Here is a 13,746-nt window from a genome sequence, read left to right on the forward strand (position 1 = left end):
CGGCCACCGCCCGGACGTTCCGGTACGGACCGCCCGGCACCACCGGTCTCGCGTGTGCCCCCGGGTACGCGGGGCATGCAAAGCGACATAAAGCACCTCATGGGGTGGCAGGGACGCGTGAGACGGAGGTGCCGGCCCGCCCGCTCACCGCACGCGGCCCGCCGCCCTCGCGCGGGCCCGGTCCATGAGCCGGGCACGCCGCGCGGCAGCCGTACGGCCCGCTGCGGAGAGGCACCACCTCCACCACCCCTCCAGCGCGTCGGCGCTCACCTCGCCCGCCCCCAGAACGGCCGGCCAGCGCAGCGCGCGGGCCTGGGCGGTCACCTTCGCCCCACCGCCGACCGGGTCCACCGCGAGCACCGGGACCCCGGCGCGCAGGGCGAGCACCAGTCCGTGCAGGCGTGTGGTGAGGACGGCGTCGCAGCGTGAGACGACGGACAGGAACTGCTCGGCCGTGGCGCACAGCCGCCAGTCGTCGACGGCCAGCCGCGTGTCCACCGGCAGGCGCGCGCAGTCCCGCGCGCCGATCCAGGCCGTGAGGATGTCGCTCACCTCCTCGTGGCGGCGGCGCCCCGCGTACTCGCCCTGCCCCCCGGTGAGCACCACCGCGACCAGCGGGGGAGTGGGCCCGGCCGGGGCGAGGGCGGCGAGGTCGGGGCGCGGCGGGGACGCCGGGTCGCCGTCCCGTGCGACGACCCGGTGGAAGCCGGTGGCCTCCGGGCCGTGCGGGTCCAGGACGCTGACGTCCACGGCGAGGCGTACGCAGTCCGCGTAGCGGCGGTGCAGGCGCAGGATCTGCTCGCCGTGCAGCGGCCCGCAGACGAAGAGCAGGTGCCGGTAGCCGGCCGGACGGGCCGCGTCCAGGGAGAGGGCGCCGGGCGCGAAGCCCGCGCTCCACGCCGAGTGGTGCGCGATGCCGGCCGCGTCGAGCGCCGCGGCCGCCGCCGAGCGGGCGAGCAGATCCCCCGCGGTCACCTCGCCGTCCAGGAAGCTGAACCACCCGGTGAGCAGGACCCGGCCTGGGCCGTTCGGGTGGGTGCGGAGCGTACGCACGATCTCATCCATCGCTTCCATCGCGGTGTTCCTCCAGTTCAGGGGCGTGGGTCGCGAGGAAATCACGTTCGGTGACGGAAGCTCCGGAAGGCCGGGGCGAGTGTTCCCGTGTCAAGGTCGACGTGCTGGTTGTCCCCGTGTACGGCCGCCGGAACCGGTCCCCGTGGAACACCTCCCGGCCCGTTCCGTCCGGAACAAACCCGCGTCCACTCCGTACGGAACGGACCGCGCGCGGGACGGGACGAGGACCCGGACAACCCTGTCCGCGAGAAAGGGGCTTCCATGTCTCCCACGCTCAGCCGAGCCGACTGGCGCCGCGCCGTGGTGACGGGCGGGGCGGGCTTCCTCGGCTCGCACCTGTGCGAGCGGCTGCTGGAGGCGGGTCTGGAGGTCGACTGCGCCGACAACCTGCTCACCGGTGACCGCGCGAACATCGCGCATCTGCTGGAGCGCCCCGGATTCCGTTTCGTGGAGTGCGACCTGTCCGCCCCCGAGAGCGTTCAGGCGCTCGCCGGCCCCTACGATCTGGTGCTGCACTTCGCGTGCCCGGCCTCGCCCGTGGACTACCTCAACCACCCGCTGGAGACCCTCGACGTGGGCAGCGCGGGCACCCGCAACGCCCTGGAGCTGGCCCACCGGGACGGCGCGCGCTTCCTGCTCGCCTCGACCTCGGAGGTGTACGGGGACCCGCTGGTCCATCCGCAGTCCGAGAGCTACTGGGGAAACGTCAACCCGATCGGCCCCCGCAGTGTCTACGACGAGTCGAAACGCTTCGCGGAGGCCCTGGTCACCGCCCACGCGGCCAAACGCCGCACCGACGCGGGCATCGTGCGGGTCTTCAACACCTACGGCCCCCGGATGCGGCGCGCCGACGGCCGGGTGGTGCCCACCTTCGTGTGCCAGGCCATCGCCAACGAGCCCCTGACGGTCGCGGGCGACGGGTCCCAGACCCGGTCGCTGTGCTTCGTGGACGACACGGTGGACGGGGTGCTGCTGGTGGCCGCGAGCCGCGCGGTGCGCCCGGTCAACATCGGCGGCAGCGAGGAGGTCTCGGTGCGGCAGATCGCCGAGAAGATCCTGGAACTGACCGGCTCCACGTCCCGGATCAGCTACGTGGACCGGCCCGTCGACGATCCCGAGCGCCGCCGGGCCGACACCACTCTCGCCCGTGAACTCCTGCGCTGGTCCCCGTCCGTGGGCTGGGAGGAAGGGCTCAAGCGCACGATCTCGCACTTCGCCGCGGTCGGCTGAGAGGCCGCGCACCGGCCGTCCCTCCCGCCTCCCCGTCCCCCCGGAGTCCCCATGCGCGTACTCGGCGTCAACTCCCTCTTCCACGACCCGGCCGCCGCCCTCGTCATCGACGGGGAGGTGGTGGCCGCCGCCGAGGAGGAACGCTTCAGCCGCCGCAAGCACGGCAAGCGCCCGCTGCCCTTCTCCGCCTGGGAACTGCCCGAACTCTCCGCCCGCTGGTGCCTGGAACAGGCCGGGCTCACCCCCGGGGACCTCGACGCCGTCGCCTACTCCTACGACCCGGCGCTGGCCCGCCCCGCCGAGCGACTGGGCCTGCACGACCCGTACGACTGGCTGCGCCAGGACTACGCCCGGCAGGCCCCCGGCTTCCTCGCCGAGGCCCTGCCCGGACTCGACCCGGAGACGGTGCGCTTCGTGCCCCACCACGTCGCGCACGCCGCCTCGGCCGGACTCGCCGGCCCCCACCCCGACAGCGCGGTCCTCGTCCTGGACGGGCGCGGGGAGTGCGGGGCGCACCTGGCCGGGCACTACCGGGACGGCGCCCTGGAAGTGCTGGCCGCCCAGGAACTGCCCGACTCGCTCGGCCTGTTCTACGAGGACCTGACCGAGCACCTCGGCTTCCTGCGCAGCAGCGACGAGTTCAAGGTGATGGCCCTCGCCTCGTACGGCACCCCGCGGTTCGCGCGCGGCCTGGCCGAGTACGTCGGCGCCCGGCCCGAGGGCGGCTTCCGGGCCCACCCCGTGCCGTGGACCGAGTTCACGGCGCCCCGCCCCGCCACGGTGCCCTGGCGCCAGGAACACGCGGACCTCGCGGCCAGTGCCCAGCAGGTCCTGGAGGAGACCCAGCTCGCCCTGGCCCGCGAACTGCACGAGCGCACCGGCGAGGACGTGCTGTGTCTGGCCGGCGGCGTCGCCCTCAACTGCGTGGCCAACTCCCGCCTGCACCGCGAAGCGCCGTTCCGCGAGATCTGGGTGCAGCCCGCCGCCGGGGACGCCGGCACCGCGCTGGGCGCCGCCCTGCACGTGGCGAGCCAGTCCGGCCCCGTCAAACCGATGGGCACCGCGGCGCTCGGGCGCGGCTGGAGCGACGAGGAACTGCGCGACTGGCTGGAGCGGGCCGAAGTGCCCTACGAGGAGCCGGACGACATCGCGGAGACCGTCGCCGAGGTCCTGGCCGACAACGGCGTCGTGGCCTGGTTCCAGGGCCGCAGCGAGTACGGCCCCCGCGCCCTCGGGCACCGCTCCCTGCTGGCCCACCCCGGCCACGCCGAGAACCTGGAGCGGCTCAACGCGGTCAAGGGACGCGAGGAGTTCCGGCCGGTGGCGCCCATGGTGCTCGCCGAGCGGGCCGCCGAACTCTTCCGCGGCGGCCCCCTGCCCAGCCCCTACATGCTGTTCGTGCACGAGGTCGCCGAGGAGTGGCGCCCGCGTCTGGCGGCGGTCGTGCACGTCGACGGCACCGCCCGGGTGCAGACCGTGGACGCCGCCGACGAACCCCTCGTGGCCCGCATGATCCGGGCCTTCGAACGGCGCACCGGACTGCCCGCCGTCGTCAACACGAGCCTCAACACGGCGGGCCGCCCGATGGTCGACGACCCCAGGGACGCGCTGGAGTGCTTCGGGTCCGCGCCCGTCGACCTGCTCGCGCTCGGGCCGTTCGCCGTGCGCCGCGCCGGGATGTACGCGTGAGCGCCCCGGAAGGAGAGCCCCCGGTCTACGGCGTGGTCGTGCCGACGATCGGCCGGCCCTGCCTGCGGCAGTGCCTCCAGGCGCTGGACCGCTCCACCGGCCCCCGGCCGCGCGAGGTCGTCGTGGTGGACGACCGGCCCGGCGAACCGGCCCCCCTGGAGGTCCCGCCGGTCGACGGCCGCCCGGTCCGGGTGCTGCGCAGTGCCGGACGCGGGCCCGCCGCCGCCCGCAACACCGGGCTGCGCGCCCTCGACACCCCGTGGGTGGTGTTCCTGGACGACGACGTACGCGTGGGAGAGGACTGGGCCGAGAGGCTCGCCGCCGACCTGTCCGCCGCCGGACCGCGTACCGGCGGGGTCCAGGGCGTTCTGCGCGTCCCGCTGCCCGCCGACCGCGCGCCCACCGACTGGGAGCGGGGCACCGCGGGCCTGGAGGGCGCCGCCTGGGCCACCGCCGACATGGCCTACCGGGCCGAGGCGCTGCGTCAGACGGGCGGTTTCGACGAACGCTTCCCGCGCGCCTTCCGCGAGGACGCCGACCTGGCGCTGCGCGTCCTGGACGCGGGCTGGGAACTTTGCCGGGGCACCCGGCGGACACTGCACCCGGTGCGCCCCGCGGACCGCTGGGTGTCGGTGCGCGCCCAGCGCGGCAACGCCGACGACGCCCTCATGCGCCGCCTGCACGGACCCGGCTGGTGGGAACGGGCCGGGGCGCCGCGCGGACGCCTGCGCCGGCACCTCGCCGTGACCGGGGCCGGGGTCCTCGCCGCCCTGTCCGCCCTCACCGGACGGCGCGGGAGCGCCGCCCTCGCGGGGGCGGTGTGGGCCCTGGGCACGGCGGAGTTCGCCTGGGCCCGGCTACGGCCCGGCCCCTGGACCCGCGAGGAGGCCGTGACGATGCTCGCCACGAGCGCCGTCATCCCGCCGCTCGCCGTACGGCACCGGATCGAAGGGCACCTGCGGCACCGGCACGCCCCGGCCTGGGAGGCGGTGTCGTGAACGCACCGCGGCCACCGCAACCCGTCGCGGTGCTCTTCGACCGCGACGGCACGCTCATCGAGGACGTCCCCTACAACGGCGACCCCGACAGGGTCGCGCTGCTGCCGGGCGCGGTCGAGGCACTGGAACTGCTGCGCCTGCGCGGTGTACGCACCGGCGTGGTCAGCAACCAGTCGGGTGTCGGACGGGGCCTGCTGACCGCCCGGCAGGTCCTCGCCGTCAACCTGCGCGTCGACGAACTGCTCGGCGGGCTCGACGTGTGGGAGTTCTGCCCGCACGCCCCGGACGCGGGCTGCCCCTGCCGCAAACCACGGCCCGGACTCGTCCTCGCCGCCGCCCGCCGGCTCGGCGTCGACCCGCGCCGCTGCGCCGTCGTCGGCGACATCGCGGCGGACCTCGGAGCGGCCGAGGCCGCCGGGGCGACGGGCGTGCTCGTACCGAACGCCGCGACCCGGCCGCGGGAAGTGGCCGCCGCCCGGCACCGCCACCCCGACCTGCCAAGCGCCGTACGCGCCCTGCTCGGCGAGGAACCCGCCGCGCGGCCCGCCGCCCCCGCGGGGAGGTGGTCGTGATGCGCTCCCTCGTCGTACGGCTCGACAGTTTCGGCGACGTCCTGCTCGCCGGCCCCGCCGTGCGCGCCGTCGCGGCCGGCTCCGCCCACGTCACGCTGTGGTGCGGACCGCGCGGGGCGCCCGCCGCGCGCCTGCTGCCGGGCGTCGACGAGGTCCTGGAGTGGGAGGCGCCCTGGGAGGGCGTCGACCCGCCGCCGGTGGACGCGGACGACGTGGCCCGCGTGACGGAGCGGCTGCGGGCGGGCGCCCACGACACCGCGGTCGTCCTCACCTCCTTCCACCAGAGCCCGCTCCCGGCCGCGCTGCTCCTGCGGCTCGCCGGAGTGCGGCACATCGGGGCGGACTGCGCCGACGCCCCCGGGCGGCTGCTCGACGTGCGCCACCACCGGCGCCCCGGACGGCACGAGGCGGAGGCCGCCCTCGACACCGCCCTCGCGACCGGGTTCGCCCCGCCGCGCGGCGACACCGGACGCCTGAAGGTCCTGCCGGGGCCGGACACGGCGGCGCTCACCGGCAACGGCCCCTACGTCGTCGTGCACCCCGGGGCGAGCGCCCCGGCCCGCGCGTGGAGCCCCGACAAGTGCGCGGAGGCCGTCCTCGCCCTCGCCGACGAGGGACACCGCGTCGTGGTCACCGGCACCGGCGGCGAACGGGCCCTGACCCGGTACGTCAGCGGGGCGGTGGCCGTGGACCTCGGCGGCCGCACCGATCCGCGCACCCTCACCGGTGTGCTGGCCGGCGCCGACGTCGTGGTGTGCGGCAACACCGGGCCCGCCCACCTGGCGGCGGCGGTGGGCGTGCCCGTGGTCTCCCTGTACTCACCGGTGGTGCCCGCCGAACGCTGGGCGCCGTACGGGGTCGACTCGATCCTGCTCGGCGACCAGCGGGCGCCGTGCGCCGGCACCCGGGCGCGCGTCTGCCCGGTGCCGGGCCACCCCTGTCTGGAGGGCGTCACCGCGCAGGACGTGGTGGCGGCCGTCGGCAAGCTCATGGAGGCGGCGTGAACATCCTCGTCTGGCACGTCCACGGTTCGTGGCTCACCTCGTTCCTGCGGGGCGGCCACACCTACCTGCTGCCGGTCACCGCGGACCGGGACGGCGACGGGCTCGGCAGGGCCAGGACCTGGAACTGGCCCGAGTCCGCGCGCGAGGTGAGCCCCGCACAACTGCGCGAGGCCGACATCGACCTGATGGTCCTGCAACGCCCCCACGAGCCGGAACTCGCCCGGCGGTGGACGGGCCGGACACCCGGCCGCGACGTCCCCGCCGTCTACGTCGAGCACAACACGCCCGACGGGCCCGCCGAACACACCCGCCACCCCCTCGCGGACCGCTCGGACATCCCCGTCGTCCACGTCACCCACTTCAACCGCCTCATGTGGGACACCGGCAAGGCGCCCACGGCGGTGGTCGAACACGGCATCGTGGACCCCGGACCGCGGTGGACCGGGGACATCGAACGCGCCGCCGTCGTCGTCAACGAGCCGGTACGGCGCGGCCGGACCACCGGCACCGACCTGCTCCCCGGCTTCGCCCGCGAGGTGCCGCTCGACGTGTTCGGCATGGGCACCGAGGGGCTGCCCGAACACCTCGGGCTCAGCCCCGGACGGTGCCGGGCGCGGGACCTGCCGCAGTCCGCGCTGCACGGGGCGATGGCCCGGCGCCGCCTCTACCTGCACCCCGTGCGCTGGACCTCGCTCGGACTGTCCCTCCTGGAGGCGATGTTCCTCGGGATGCCCGTGGTCGCCCTCGACACCACGGAGGCCCGCGAGGCGGTGCCACCGGGTGCGGGAGTGGTGTCCAACCGGCCCGAAGTCCTGCGCGAGGCGGTCCGGCGGCTCCTCGCGGACCGGGCGCACGCCCAGGTGACGGGCGCCGCGGCCCGCGCGGCCGTACTCGAACGGTACGGCCTGCGGCGCTTCCTGGACGACTGGGACCAGCTGATGAAAGAGGTCGTGCGATGAGGCAACCGTCCTTCCTCCACCGGCGTATCGCCATGGTGTCCGAGCACGCCAGCCCCCTGGCGGCCCTCGGTGGCGCCGACGCGGGCGGCCAGAACGTCTACGTGGCACGGCTCGCCGAACACCTCGTACGGCGCGGCCACGAGGTGACCGTCTACACCCGGCGCGACGACCCCCGGCTGCCACCGCTGGTCACGACCCCGGAGGGGGTACGCGTCGCCCTCGTGGACGCCGGGCCGCCCAGCAGCGTCCCCAAGGACGAACTCCTGCCCCACATACCGGCGTTCGCCGCCCGGCTGCATCGCGACTTCAGCCTCAGGCCCCCGCATCTGGTGCACACCCACTTCTGGATGTCGGGGCTCGCCGCGGTGGCCGCCACCCGCACCCTGAACGTGCCGGTCGTGCACACCTACCACGCGCTCGGCACGGTCAAGCGGCGCCACCAGGGCGAGGCCGACACGAGCCCGGCGCAGCGCGAGTCCATCGAGACCACCGTGGGGCTCTCCGCCCGCCACCTCCTGGCCACCTGCGCCGACGAGGTACGCGAACTCCTCGCGATGGGCCTGCCGCCCGAGCGGATCACCGTGGTGCCCTGCGGCGTCGACACCGGACACTTCGCCCCGCGCCCGGAGGACACCGCGCGCTCCGGCCGCCCGGCCACCCTCCTGTCGGTCGGCCGGCTCGTACCGCGCAAGGGCTTCGACCGGGCGATCCGCGCCCTGCGCGAACTGCCCGGCGCCCGGCTCGTGATCGCCGGGGGCCCGCCCGACGGGGAACTGGCGGCCGACCCGGAGGCGGAGCGGCTGCGCAAGGTGGCCGCCGAATGCGGCGTCACCGACCGGGTGACGCTGCTGGGCGCCGTACGCCACGCGGACATGCCCGCGCTGATGTCCCGCGCCGATCTGGTGCTGTCCCTGCCGCGCTACGAGCCCTTCGGCATCGTCCCCGTCGAGGCGATGGCCTGCGGCACGCCCGTCGTCGCCACCGCCGTGGGCGGACAGCTCGACACCGTCGTCGATCAGGTGACCGGGGCGCACGTCCCGCCCACCGCCGACCACGAGGGGACCGGCGGCGACCCGCGCCTGGTCTCGGCCGTCCGCTCCCTGCTCGCCGATCCCGGGCGGCTGCGCCGGCTCGGCGTCGCCGGCCGGCGCCGGGCCCTCGACCTCTACACCTGGGAACGCGTCGCCCACGACGCGAGCCGGGTCTACGAGCTGGCCGTGAAGACTTCCCCCGTACCGGAGGCCGCACGATGACTTCGCTCTCCTCACCCCCCTCCCACGGCACCGGACCCGGGCACCGCCCCGGAGCGGCGCACTGCGAGGAACTGGGCCGCGCCCTGCGGCACTTCAGCGCCCGCACCGACCTGCTCCACTCCTGGGGCACGACGCTGGCACAGCGCCTCACCGCGGGCGGCCGGCTGCTCGTCGCGGGCAACGGCGGATCGGCCGCGCAGGCCCAGCACCTGACGGCGGAACTCGTCGGCCGCTACCGCGACGACCGCCCCGCCTACTCGGCGCTCTCCCTGCACGCCGACACCTCCTCCACGACGGCCATCGCCAACGACTACGGCGTCCAGGCCGTCTTCGCCCGGCAGGTACGCGCGCACGGCAGACCCGGCGACGTCCTCATCCTCCTGTCCACCAGCGGGGCGAGCGCCAACCTCGTCTCCGCCGCCGAGGAGGCACGCGCCCTGGACCTGCCGGTGTGGTCGCTGACCGGGCCCGCGCCCAACCCGCTGGCCTCCGCGAGCGACGAGGCGCTGTGCGTGGAGGCCCCCGTCTCCGCGACGGTGCAGGAACTCCACCTCGTCGCCGTCCACCTGCTGTGCGAGTCCTTCGACGCCGCCGTGGCCGCCCGCCGCCCCGCCGTGGCCGCCGAACTGCCCGAGACCACCGGGGAACCGGCATGAGCGGCCCGGCCCCGCTCCTCGTGGTGGGCGACGCGCTGCTCGACGAGGACCTCGACGGCCACGTCGGACGCCTCGCGCCCGACGCGCCCGTCCCCGTGCTCGACCGCGCCGTCAGCCACAAGCGGCCCGGCGGGGCCGCGCTCGCCGCGCTGCTCGCCGCCCGCGAGGGGCGCGAGGTCACCTTCGTGACGGCGCTCGGCGAGGACCCCGCGAGCACCGAGCTGCGCCGGCTCCTGGACGGTGAGGTCCGGCTGATCGCCCTCCCGCTGAGCGGCCCCCTCGCCCGCAAGACCCGGGTGCGCGGCGACGGGCACTGCCTGCTGCGGCTCGACGAGGGCGACGGCCGGGCCCGGGAGAGCACCGGGGAGGCCCGCGCCGCGCTGGAGCGGGCCGCGACCGTCCTGGTCTCCGACTACGGCCGGGGCACCGCCCACGTACTGCGCGAGGCGCTGACGGCGGCGGCCGCCCGGGGCACCGTCGTATGGGACCCGCACCCGCGCGGCGCCCGGCCGGTGCGCGGCGCCCGGCTGGTGACCCCGTCCGCGGCGGAGGCGGCGCACTGGGCCGCCCGCGCCGAGCGGGACGGGCCCGGCGCGGGCTCCGCCACCAACCCGCGCGGGGCAGCCCCCGACGCACTCGACGCCGCCGTCGGCGCGGGCCGCGTCCTCGTACAGAGCTGGGAGACCGCCTCCGTCTGCGTCACCCTCGGCCGCAGGGGCGCCGTCCTCACCCACGGGGACGACGCGCCCCTCTACGTCCCCGCCCCCTGGGAGGCGGACGGCGACCCCTGCGGAGCCGGGGACCGCTTCGCCTCGGCCGCCGCGGGTCTGCTGGCCGACGGGGCGCTCACCGAGGAGGCGGTCGTCGGCGCCGTCACGGCGGCGGCGCGCTACGTGGCCGAGGGCGGGGCCGCGGCCGTCCGCCCCGGCCCGTCCGGCGCCCCGTCAGGGGACGGCCGGCGGGCGGCGAAGGACGCGTACGAGGTCGCCGCCCGCACCCGCGCCGCCGGCGGCCGTGTCGTCGCCACCGGCGGCTGCTTCGACCTGCTGCACGCGGGCCACGTGGCGCTCCTCCAGGCCGCCCGCAAGGCCGGCGACTGCCTCGTCGTGTGCGTCAACTCCGACGCCTCGGTCCGGCGCGGCAAGGGACCGGGCCGCCCCCTCGTCGCGGAGTCCGACCGCGTCCGGGTGCTGCGCGCCCTCGGATGCGTCGACGCCGTCCTGGTCTTCGACGAGGACACCCCCGCGCGGGTGCTGCGCTCCCTGCGCCCGGACGTGTGGGCCAAGGGCGGCGACTACGTCCGGGCCGAACTGCCCGAGGCCGACCTCGTGGAGAGCTGGGGCGGGCAGGTGCTGCTCGTGCCCTACCTCGACGGCCGCTCCACCACCGCACTCGCCCGCCGGGCCGCCGCGCCCCACGACCCGCCCGCCTCCGTACGCGGAGGGGGACGGTGAGCGCCCCCGCCCGCGCAAACGCCCCGGCCGTGCTCGTCCTGCGCGCGCTGGGCCTGGGCGACCTGCTCGCCGGGGTGCCCGCGCTGCGCGGACTGCGGCGCGCGCTGCCCGGCCACCGGATCGTGCTCGCCGCCCCGTCCGCGCTGCGCGAGGCCGCCCTCGCCACCGGCACCGTCGACGCCCTCTTCCCCGCCGAGGCGCCCGGCCGCGCCGTACCCTCCCTCGGCCACTGGCCGGAGGCCCCGCCCGAACTGGCCGTCGACCTGCACGGCACCGGCATCGCCAGCCACCGCGCCCTCGCCGCCCTCCGGCCGGGCCGCCTCCTGTCGTACGCCCAGCCGCCCCCGCCCGGCGAGCGGCTACGGCCACGGGAGGGCGAGCACGAACGGGTCCGCTGGTGCCGCCTGGTCGGCGCCTACGGAATGCCGGGCGACGCGGACGACGTCCGCCTGCCGGCCCCCGAGGAGCCCTCCCCGGCCCCGGGAGCCGTCGTCGTCCACCCCGGAGCGGACGCCGCCGCCCGCCGCTGGCCCGTCGAGAGGTGGGCCGAGGTGATCCGCGCCCTGCGCGCGCGAGGACACCGCGTCGTGGTCACCGGCGGCCCCGGCGAGGAGGAGCTGGTCGCCGCCCTCGGGCGGGCCGCCGGCCTGCCGGAGGCCGCACTGTTCTCGGGCGGGCTGCCGTTCGCGCGCCTGTCCGCGCTCGTCGCCGGAGCCGCCCTGCTGCTCAGCTCCGACACCGGCCCCGCCCATCTCGCCGCCGCCCACGCCACGCCCTCCGTCACGCTCTTCGGCCCCGTGGCGCCCTCCCGGTGGGGGCCGCCCGAGCACCGCGCGCACACCGCGCTGTGGCACCCCGGCCCGCCCGGCGACCCGCACGGGAGCAAGCCCGATCCGCGACTGCTGCGCGTCACCGTCCACGAGGTGCTGGAGGCGGCCCGCCTGCGGCTGCGCGCACCGGAGACGGGGCCCCGTGTCTGACCCCGGCCGCCCCGCGTCCCCGACAGGACCACTCGTCACCGTCGCGGTGATCACCCGCGACCGTCCCGAAAGCCTCCGGCGCACCCTCGACCGGCTCTCCGCGCTGCCCTCGCGCCCACCGGTGATCGTCGTCGACAACGGCGAGGACCCGGCCGCCGCCCGCGTCCTGGACGCACACCCCGCCCGCCCCCGGGTGCTGCGGCCCGGCCGCAACACCGGCGCGCTGGGCCGCAACCTCGCGGTGCGCCGGGCGCGGACGCCGTACGTGGCGTTCAGCGACGACGACTCCTGGTGGGACCCGGACGCGCTCGACACGGCGGCCGCGCAGTTCGAACGCCACCCGGCGCTCGGCCTGCTCGCCGCCCGCACCCTCGTGGAGCCGGGCGGCGCCCAGGACCCGCTCAACGAGGTGCTCGCCGCCTCGCCCCTGCCCCGGGACGCGCGCCTGCCCGGCGTACCCGTCCTCGGCTTCCTCGCCTGCGCGGCGGTGGTGCGCCGCTCCGCGTTCCTGGACGCGGGAGGCTTCCACCCGCTGCTGTTCTTCGGCGCGGAGGAGTCCCTGCTCGCCCTCGACCTCGCCGCGCGCGGCTGGGGCCTCGCCCACGTGCCCGAGGTGATCGCCCGGCACGCCCCCGAGGGCGGGCCGCGACCGGGCCGGGCCGCGCTCCAACGCCGCAACGCGCTGCTCGCCGACTGGCTGCGCCGCCCGCTGCCGCTCGCCGCCCGCCGCACCCTCGCGCTCGCCGCCGACGCGGCCCGGGGGCAGCCCGGAGCGGCCCCCGCCCTCGGCGGCGTCCTCGTACGACTGCCGCGCGCCCTGCCCCGCTACCGCCGGCCGCTGCCGGAAAAGGTCGAGACCGCCGTACGGCTCGTCGAGGCCGGGCCCCCGCCCAGGAGGGAACTGACATGAGCGCCGACGCCTCCGAGGTCACCGTCGTCGTCATCACCCACAACCGGCGCGCGGAACTCCTGGGCACCCTGGAGCGGCTGGCCGCGCTGCCCGAGCGGCCCGCCGTCGTGGTCGCCGACAACGCCTCGGGCGACGGTTCCGCCGACGCCGTGGCCGAGCACTTCCCCGGGATGCGGCTGCTGCGGCTGGAGGACAACCACGGGGCGGTGGCCCGCAACCTCGCGGTGCGCCACGTGCACACCCCGTACGTCGCCTTCTGCGACGACGACACGTGGTGGGAGCCCGGTTCACTGCCGCGCGCCGTGACCCTGCTCGCCGCCCGCCCGGAACTCGCCGCGGTCACCGCGCGGATCGTCGTCGAGCCGGAGGGCCGGGAGGACCCGGTCGTGACCGAACTGCGCGCCTCACCGCTGCGCGGCCCGGACTGGCTGCCGGGACCGGCGCTCGGCTCCTTCCTCGCCGCCGCCACGGTGCTGCGCACCGCCGCCTTCCGGGACGCCGGAGGCTTCCATCCGGCGCTGTGGCTGGGCGGCGAGGAGGAACTGCTCGCCACCGACCTGCTCAGCCGCGGCTGGTGGCTCGCCTTCGCCGAGGAGCTCACCGTCCATCACGCGCCCTCCACGGCCCGCGACGCGACCGCGCGCCGGGTGCTCGGCCTGCGCAACACCCTGTGGTTCACGTGGCTGCGCCGCCCCCTGCTGCCAGCCGTGCGCCGTACCTGCTACCTCGCCACGACGGTCCCCCGGGACACCGCCTCCCTGCGCGCCTTCGCGCAGGCCGCGGCCGGAGTGCCCTGGCTGCTGCGGGTGCGCGCCCCCGTACCCGGCTTCGTGGAGGAACAGCTCGCGACACTGGAGACGGCCCAGCGGGCGGGCTCCTCACGTCGCTACGTCGGCTGAGGCGCCGCCCGTCCAAGGCGCGAACGGGGAAACGGCCACGCACGTCCCGCCGGGAGACCGGGCCCGCA

At 76.8% G+C, this 13,746-nt stretch carries 13 protein-coding genes; 12 read left to right on the forward strand and 1 reads right to left on the reverse strand.

What is annotated here, in order from left to right; all coding sequences use genetic code 11:
• Nucleotides 1-144: 144 nt before the first annotated feature.
• Nucleotides 145-1,074 carry a polysaccharide pyruvyl transferase family protein gene (locus tag ACFYMP_RS12740; protein WP_388855031.1) on the reverse strand — a complete coding sequence of 310 codons (930 nt, stop codon included), beginning with the start codon at nucleotides 1,072-1,074 and terminating at the stop codon, nucleotides 145-147.
• 261 nt (nucleotides 1,075-1,335) lie between these two features.
• Between ACFYMP_RS12740 and ACFYMP_RS12745 the strand changes: the two genes are divergently transcribed.
• The 12 genes from ACFYMP_RS12745 to ACFYMP_RS12800 are packed head-to-tail and all read left to right on the forward strand — an operon-like array spanning nucleotide 1,336 to nucleotide 13,678.
• Nucleotides 1,336-2,304: an NAD-dependent epimerase/dehydratase family protein gene (locus tag ACFYMP_RS12745; protein ID WP_388855034.1), complete on the forward strand. Its 969-nt coding sequence runs from the start codon at nucleotides 1,336-1,338 to the stop codon at nucleotides 2,302-2,304.
• Between the two features lie 51 nt (nucleotides 2,305-2,355).
• Entirely contained in the window at nucleotides 2,356-3,993 is a 1,638-nt protein-coding gene (locus ACFYMP_RS12750) for a carbamoyltransferase (protein ID WP_388855037.1), read from the forward strand.
• Entirely contained in the window at nucleotides 3,990-4,991 is a 1,002-nt protein-coding gene (locus ACFYMP_RS12755) for a glycosyltransferase family 2 protein (RefSeq protein WP_388855040.1), read from the forward strand. Before ACFYMP_RS12750 ends, ACFYMP_RS12755 begins: the two co-directional genes overlap by 4 nt.
• Nucleotides 4,988-5,563 carry a D-glycero-alpha-D-manno-heptose-1,7-bisphosphate 7-phosphatase gene (locus ACFYMP_RS12760; RefSeq protein ID WP_388855043.1) on the forward strand — a complete coding sequence of 192 codons (576 nt, stop codon included), beginning with the start codon at nucleotides 4,988-4,990 and terminating at the stop codon, nucleotides 5,561-5,563. The genes ACFYMP_RS12755 and ACFYMP_RS12760 overlap by 4 nt, the downstream gene beginning before the upstream one ends.
• Nucleotides 5,563-6,567: a glycosyltransferase family 9 protein gene (locus tag ACFYMP_RS12765; RefSeq protein ID WP_388855046.1), complete on the forward strand. Its 1,005-nt coding sequence runs from the start codon at nucleotides 5,563-5,565 to the stop codon at nucleotides 6,565-6,567. The genes ACFYMP_RS12760 and ACFYMP_RS12765 overlap by 1 nt, the downstream gene beginning before the upstream one ends.
• Entirely contained in the window at nucleotides 6,564-7,526 is a 963-nt protein-coding gene (locus ACFYMP_RS12770) for a glycosyltransferase (protein ID WP_388855049.1), read from the forward strand. Before ACFYMP_RS12765 ends, ACFYMP_RS12770 begins: the two co-directional genes overlap by 4 nt.
• Nucleotides 7,523-8,779, forward strand: a complete 1,257-nt coding sequence (locus tag ACFYMP_RS12775) for a glycosyltransferase (RefSeq protein ID WP_388855052.1) — start codon at nucleotides 7,523-7,525, stop codon at nucleotides 8,777-8,779. The genes ACFYMP_RS12770 and ACFYMP_RS12775 overlap by 4 nt, the downstream gene beginning before the upstream one ends.
• Nucleotides 8,776-9,435 (forward strand): SIS domain-containing protein, encoded by a 660-nt coding sequence (locus ACFYMP_RS12780; protein ID WP_388855055.1) that lies wholly within the window; start codon nucleotides 8,776-8,778, stop codon nucleotides 9,433-9,435. The genes ACFYMP_RS12775 and ACFYMP_RS12780 overlap by 4 nt, the downstream gene beginning before the upstream one ends.
• A complete protein-coding gene (rfaE2, locus tag ACFYMP_RS12785; protein WP_388855058.1) occupies nucleotides 9,432-10,889 on the forward strand; it encodes a D-glycero-beta-D-manno-heptose 1-phosphate adenylyltransferase in 1,458 nt (485 codons plus the stop codon). Before ACFYMP_RS12780 ends, rfaE2 begins: the two co-directional genes overlap by 4 nt.
• Nucleotides 10,886-11,869, forward strand: coding sequence for a glycosyltransferase family 9 protein (locus tag ACFYMP_RS12790; RefSeq protein WP_388855061.1), 984 nt, complete (start codon nucleotides 10,886-10,888; stop codon nucleotides 11,867-11,869). Before rfaE2 ends, ACFYMP_RS12790 begins: the two co-directional genes overlap by 4 nt.
• A complete protein-coding gene (locus ACFYMP_RS12795) occupies nucleotides 11,862-12,779 on the forward strand; it encodes a glycosyltransferase family 2 protein (RefSeq protein ID WP_388855064.1) in 918 nt (305 codons plus the stop codon). Before ACFYMP_RS12790 ends, ACFYMP_RS12795 begins: the two co-directional genes overlap by 8 nt.
• Nucleotides 12,776-13,678 (forward strand): glycosyltransferase family 2 protein, encoded by a 903-nt coding sequence (locus tag ACFYMP_RS12800; protein ID WP_388855067.1) that lies wholly within the window; start codon nucleotides 12,776-12,778, stop codon nucleotides 13,676-13,678. Before ACFYMP_RS12795 ends, ACFYMP_RS12800 begins: the two co-directional genes overlap by 4 nt.
• The last annotated feature ends 68 nt before the right edge of the window (nucleotides 13,679-13,746 follow it).

Source organism: Streptomyces sp. NPDC007088, from assembly GCF_042869355.1.
Classification (GTDB): domain Bacteria; phylum Actinomycetota; class Actinomycetes; order Streptomycetales; family Streptomycetaceae; genus Streptomyces.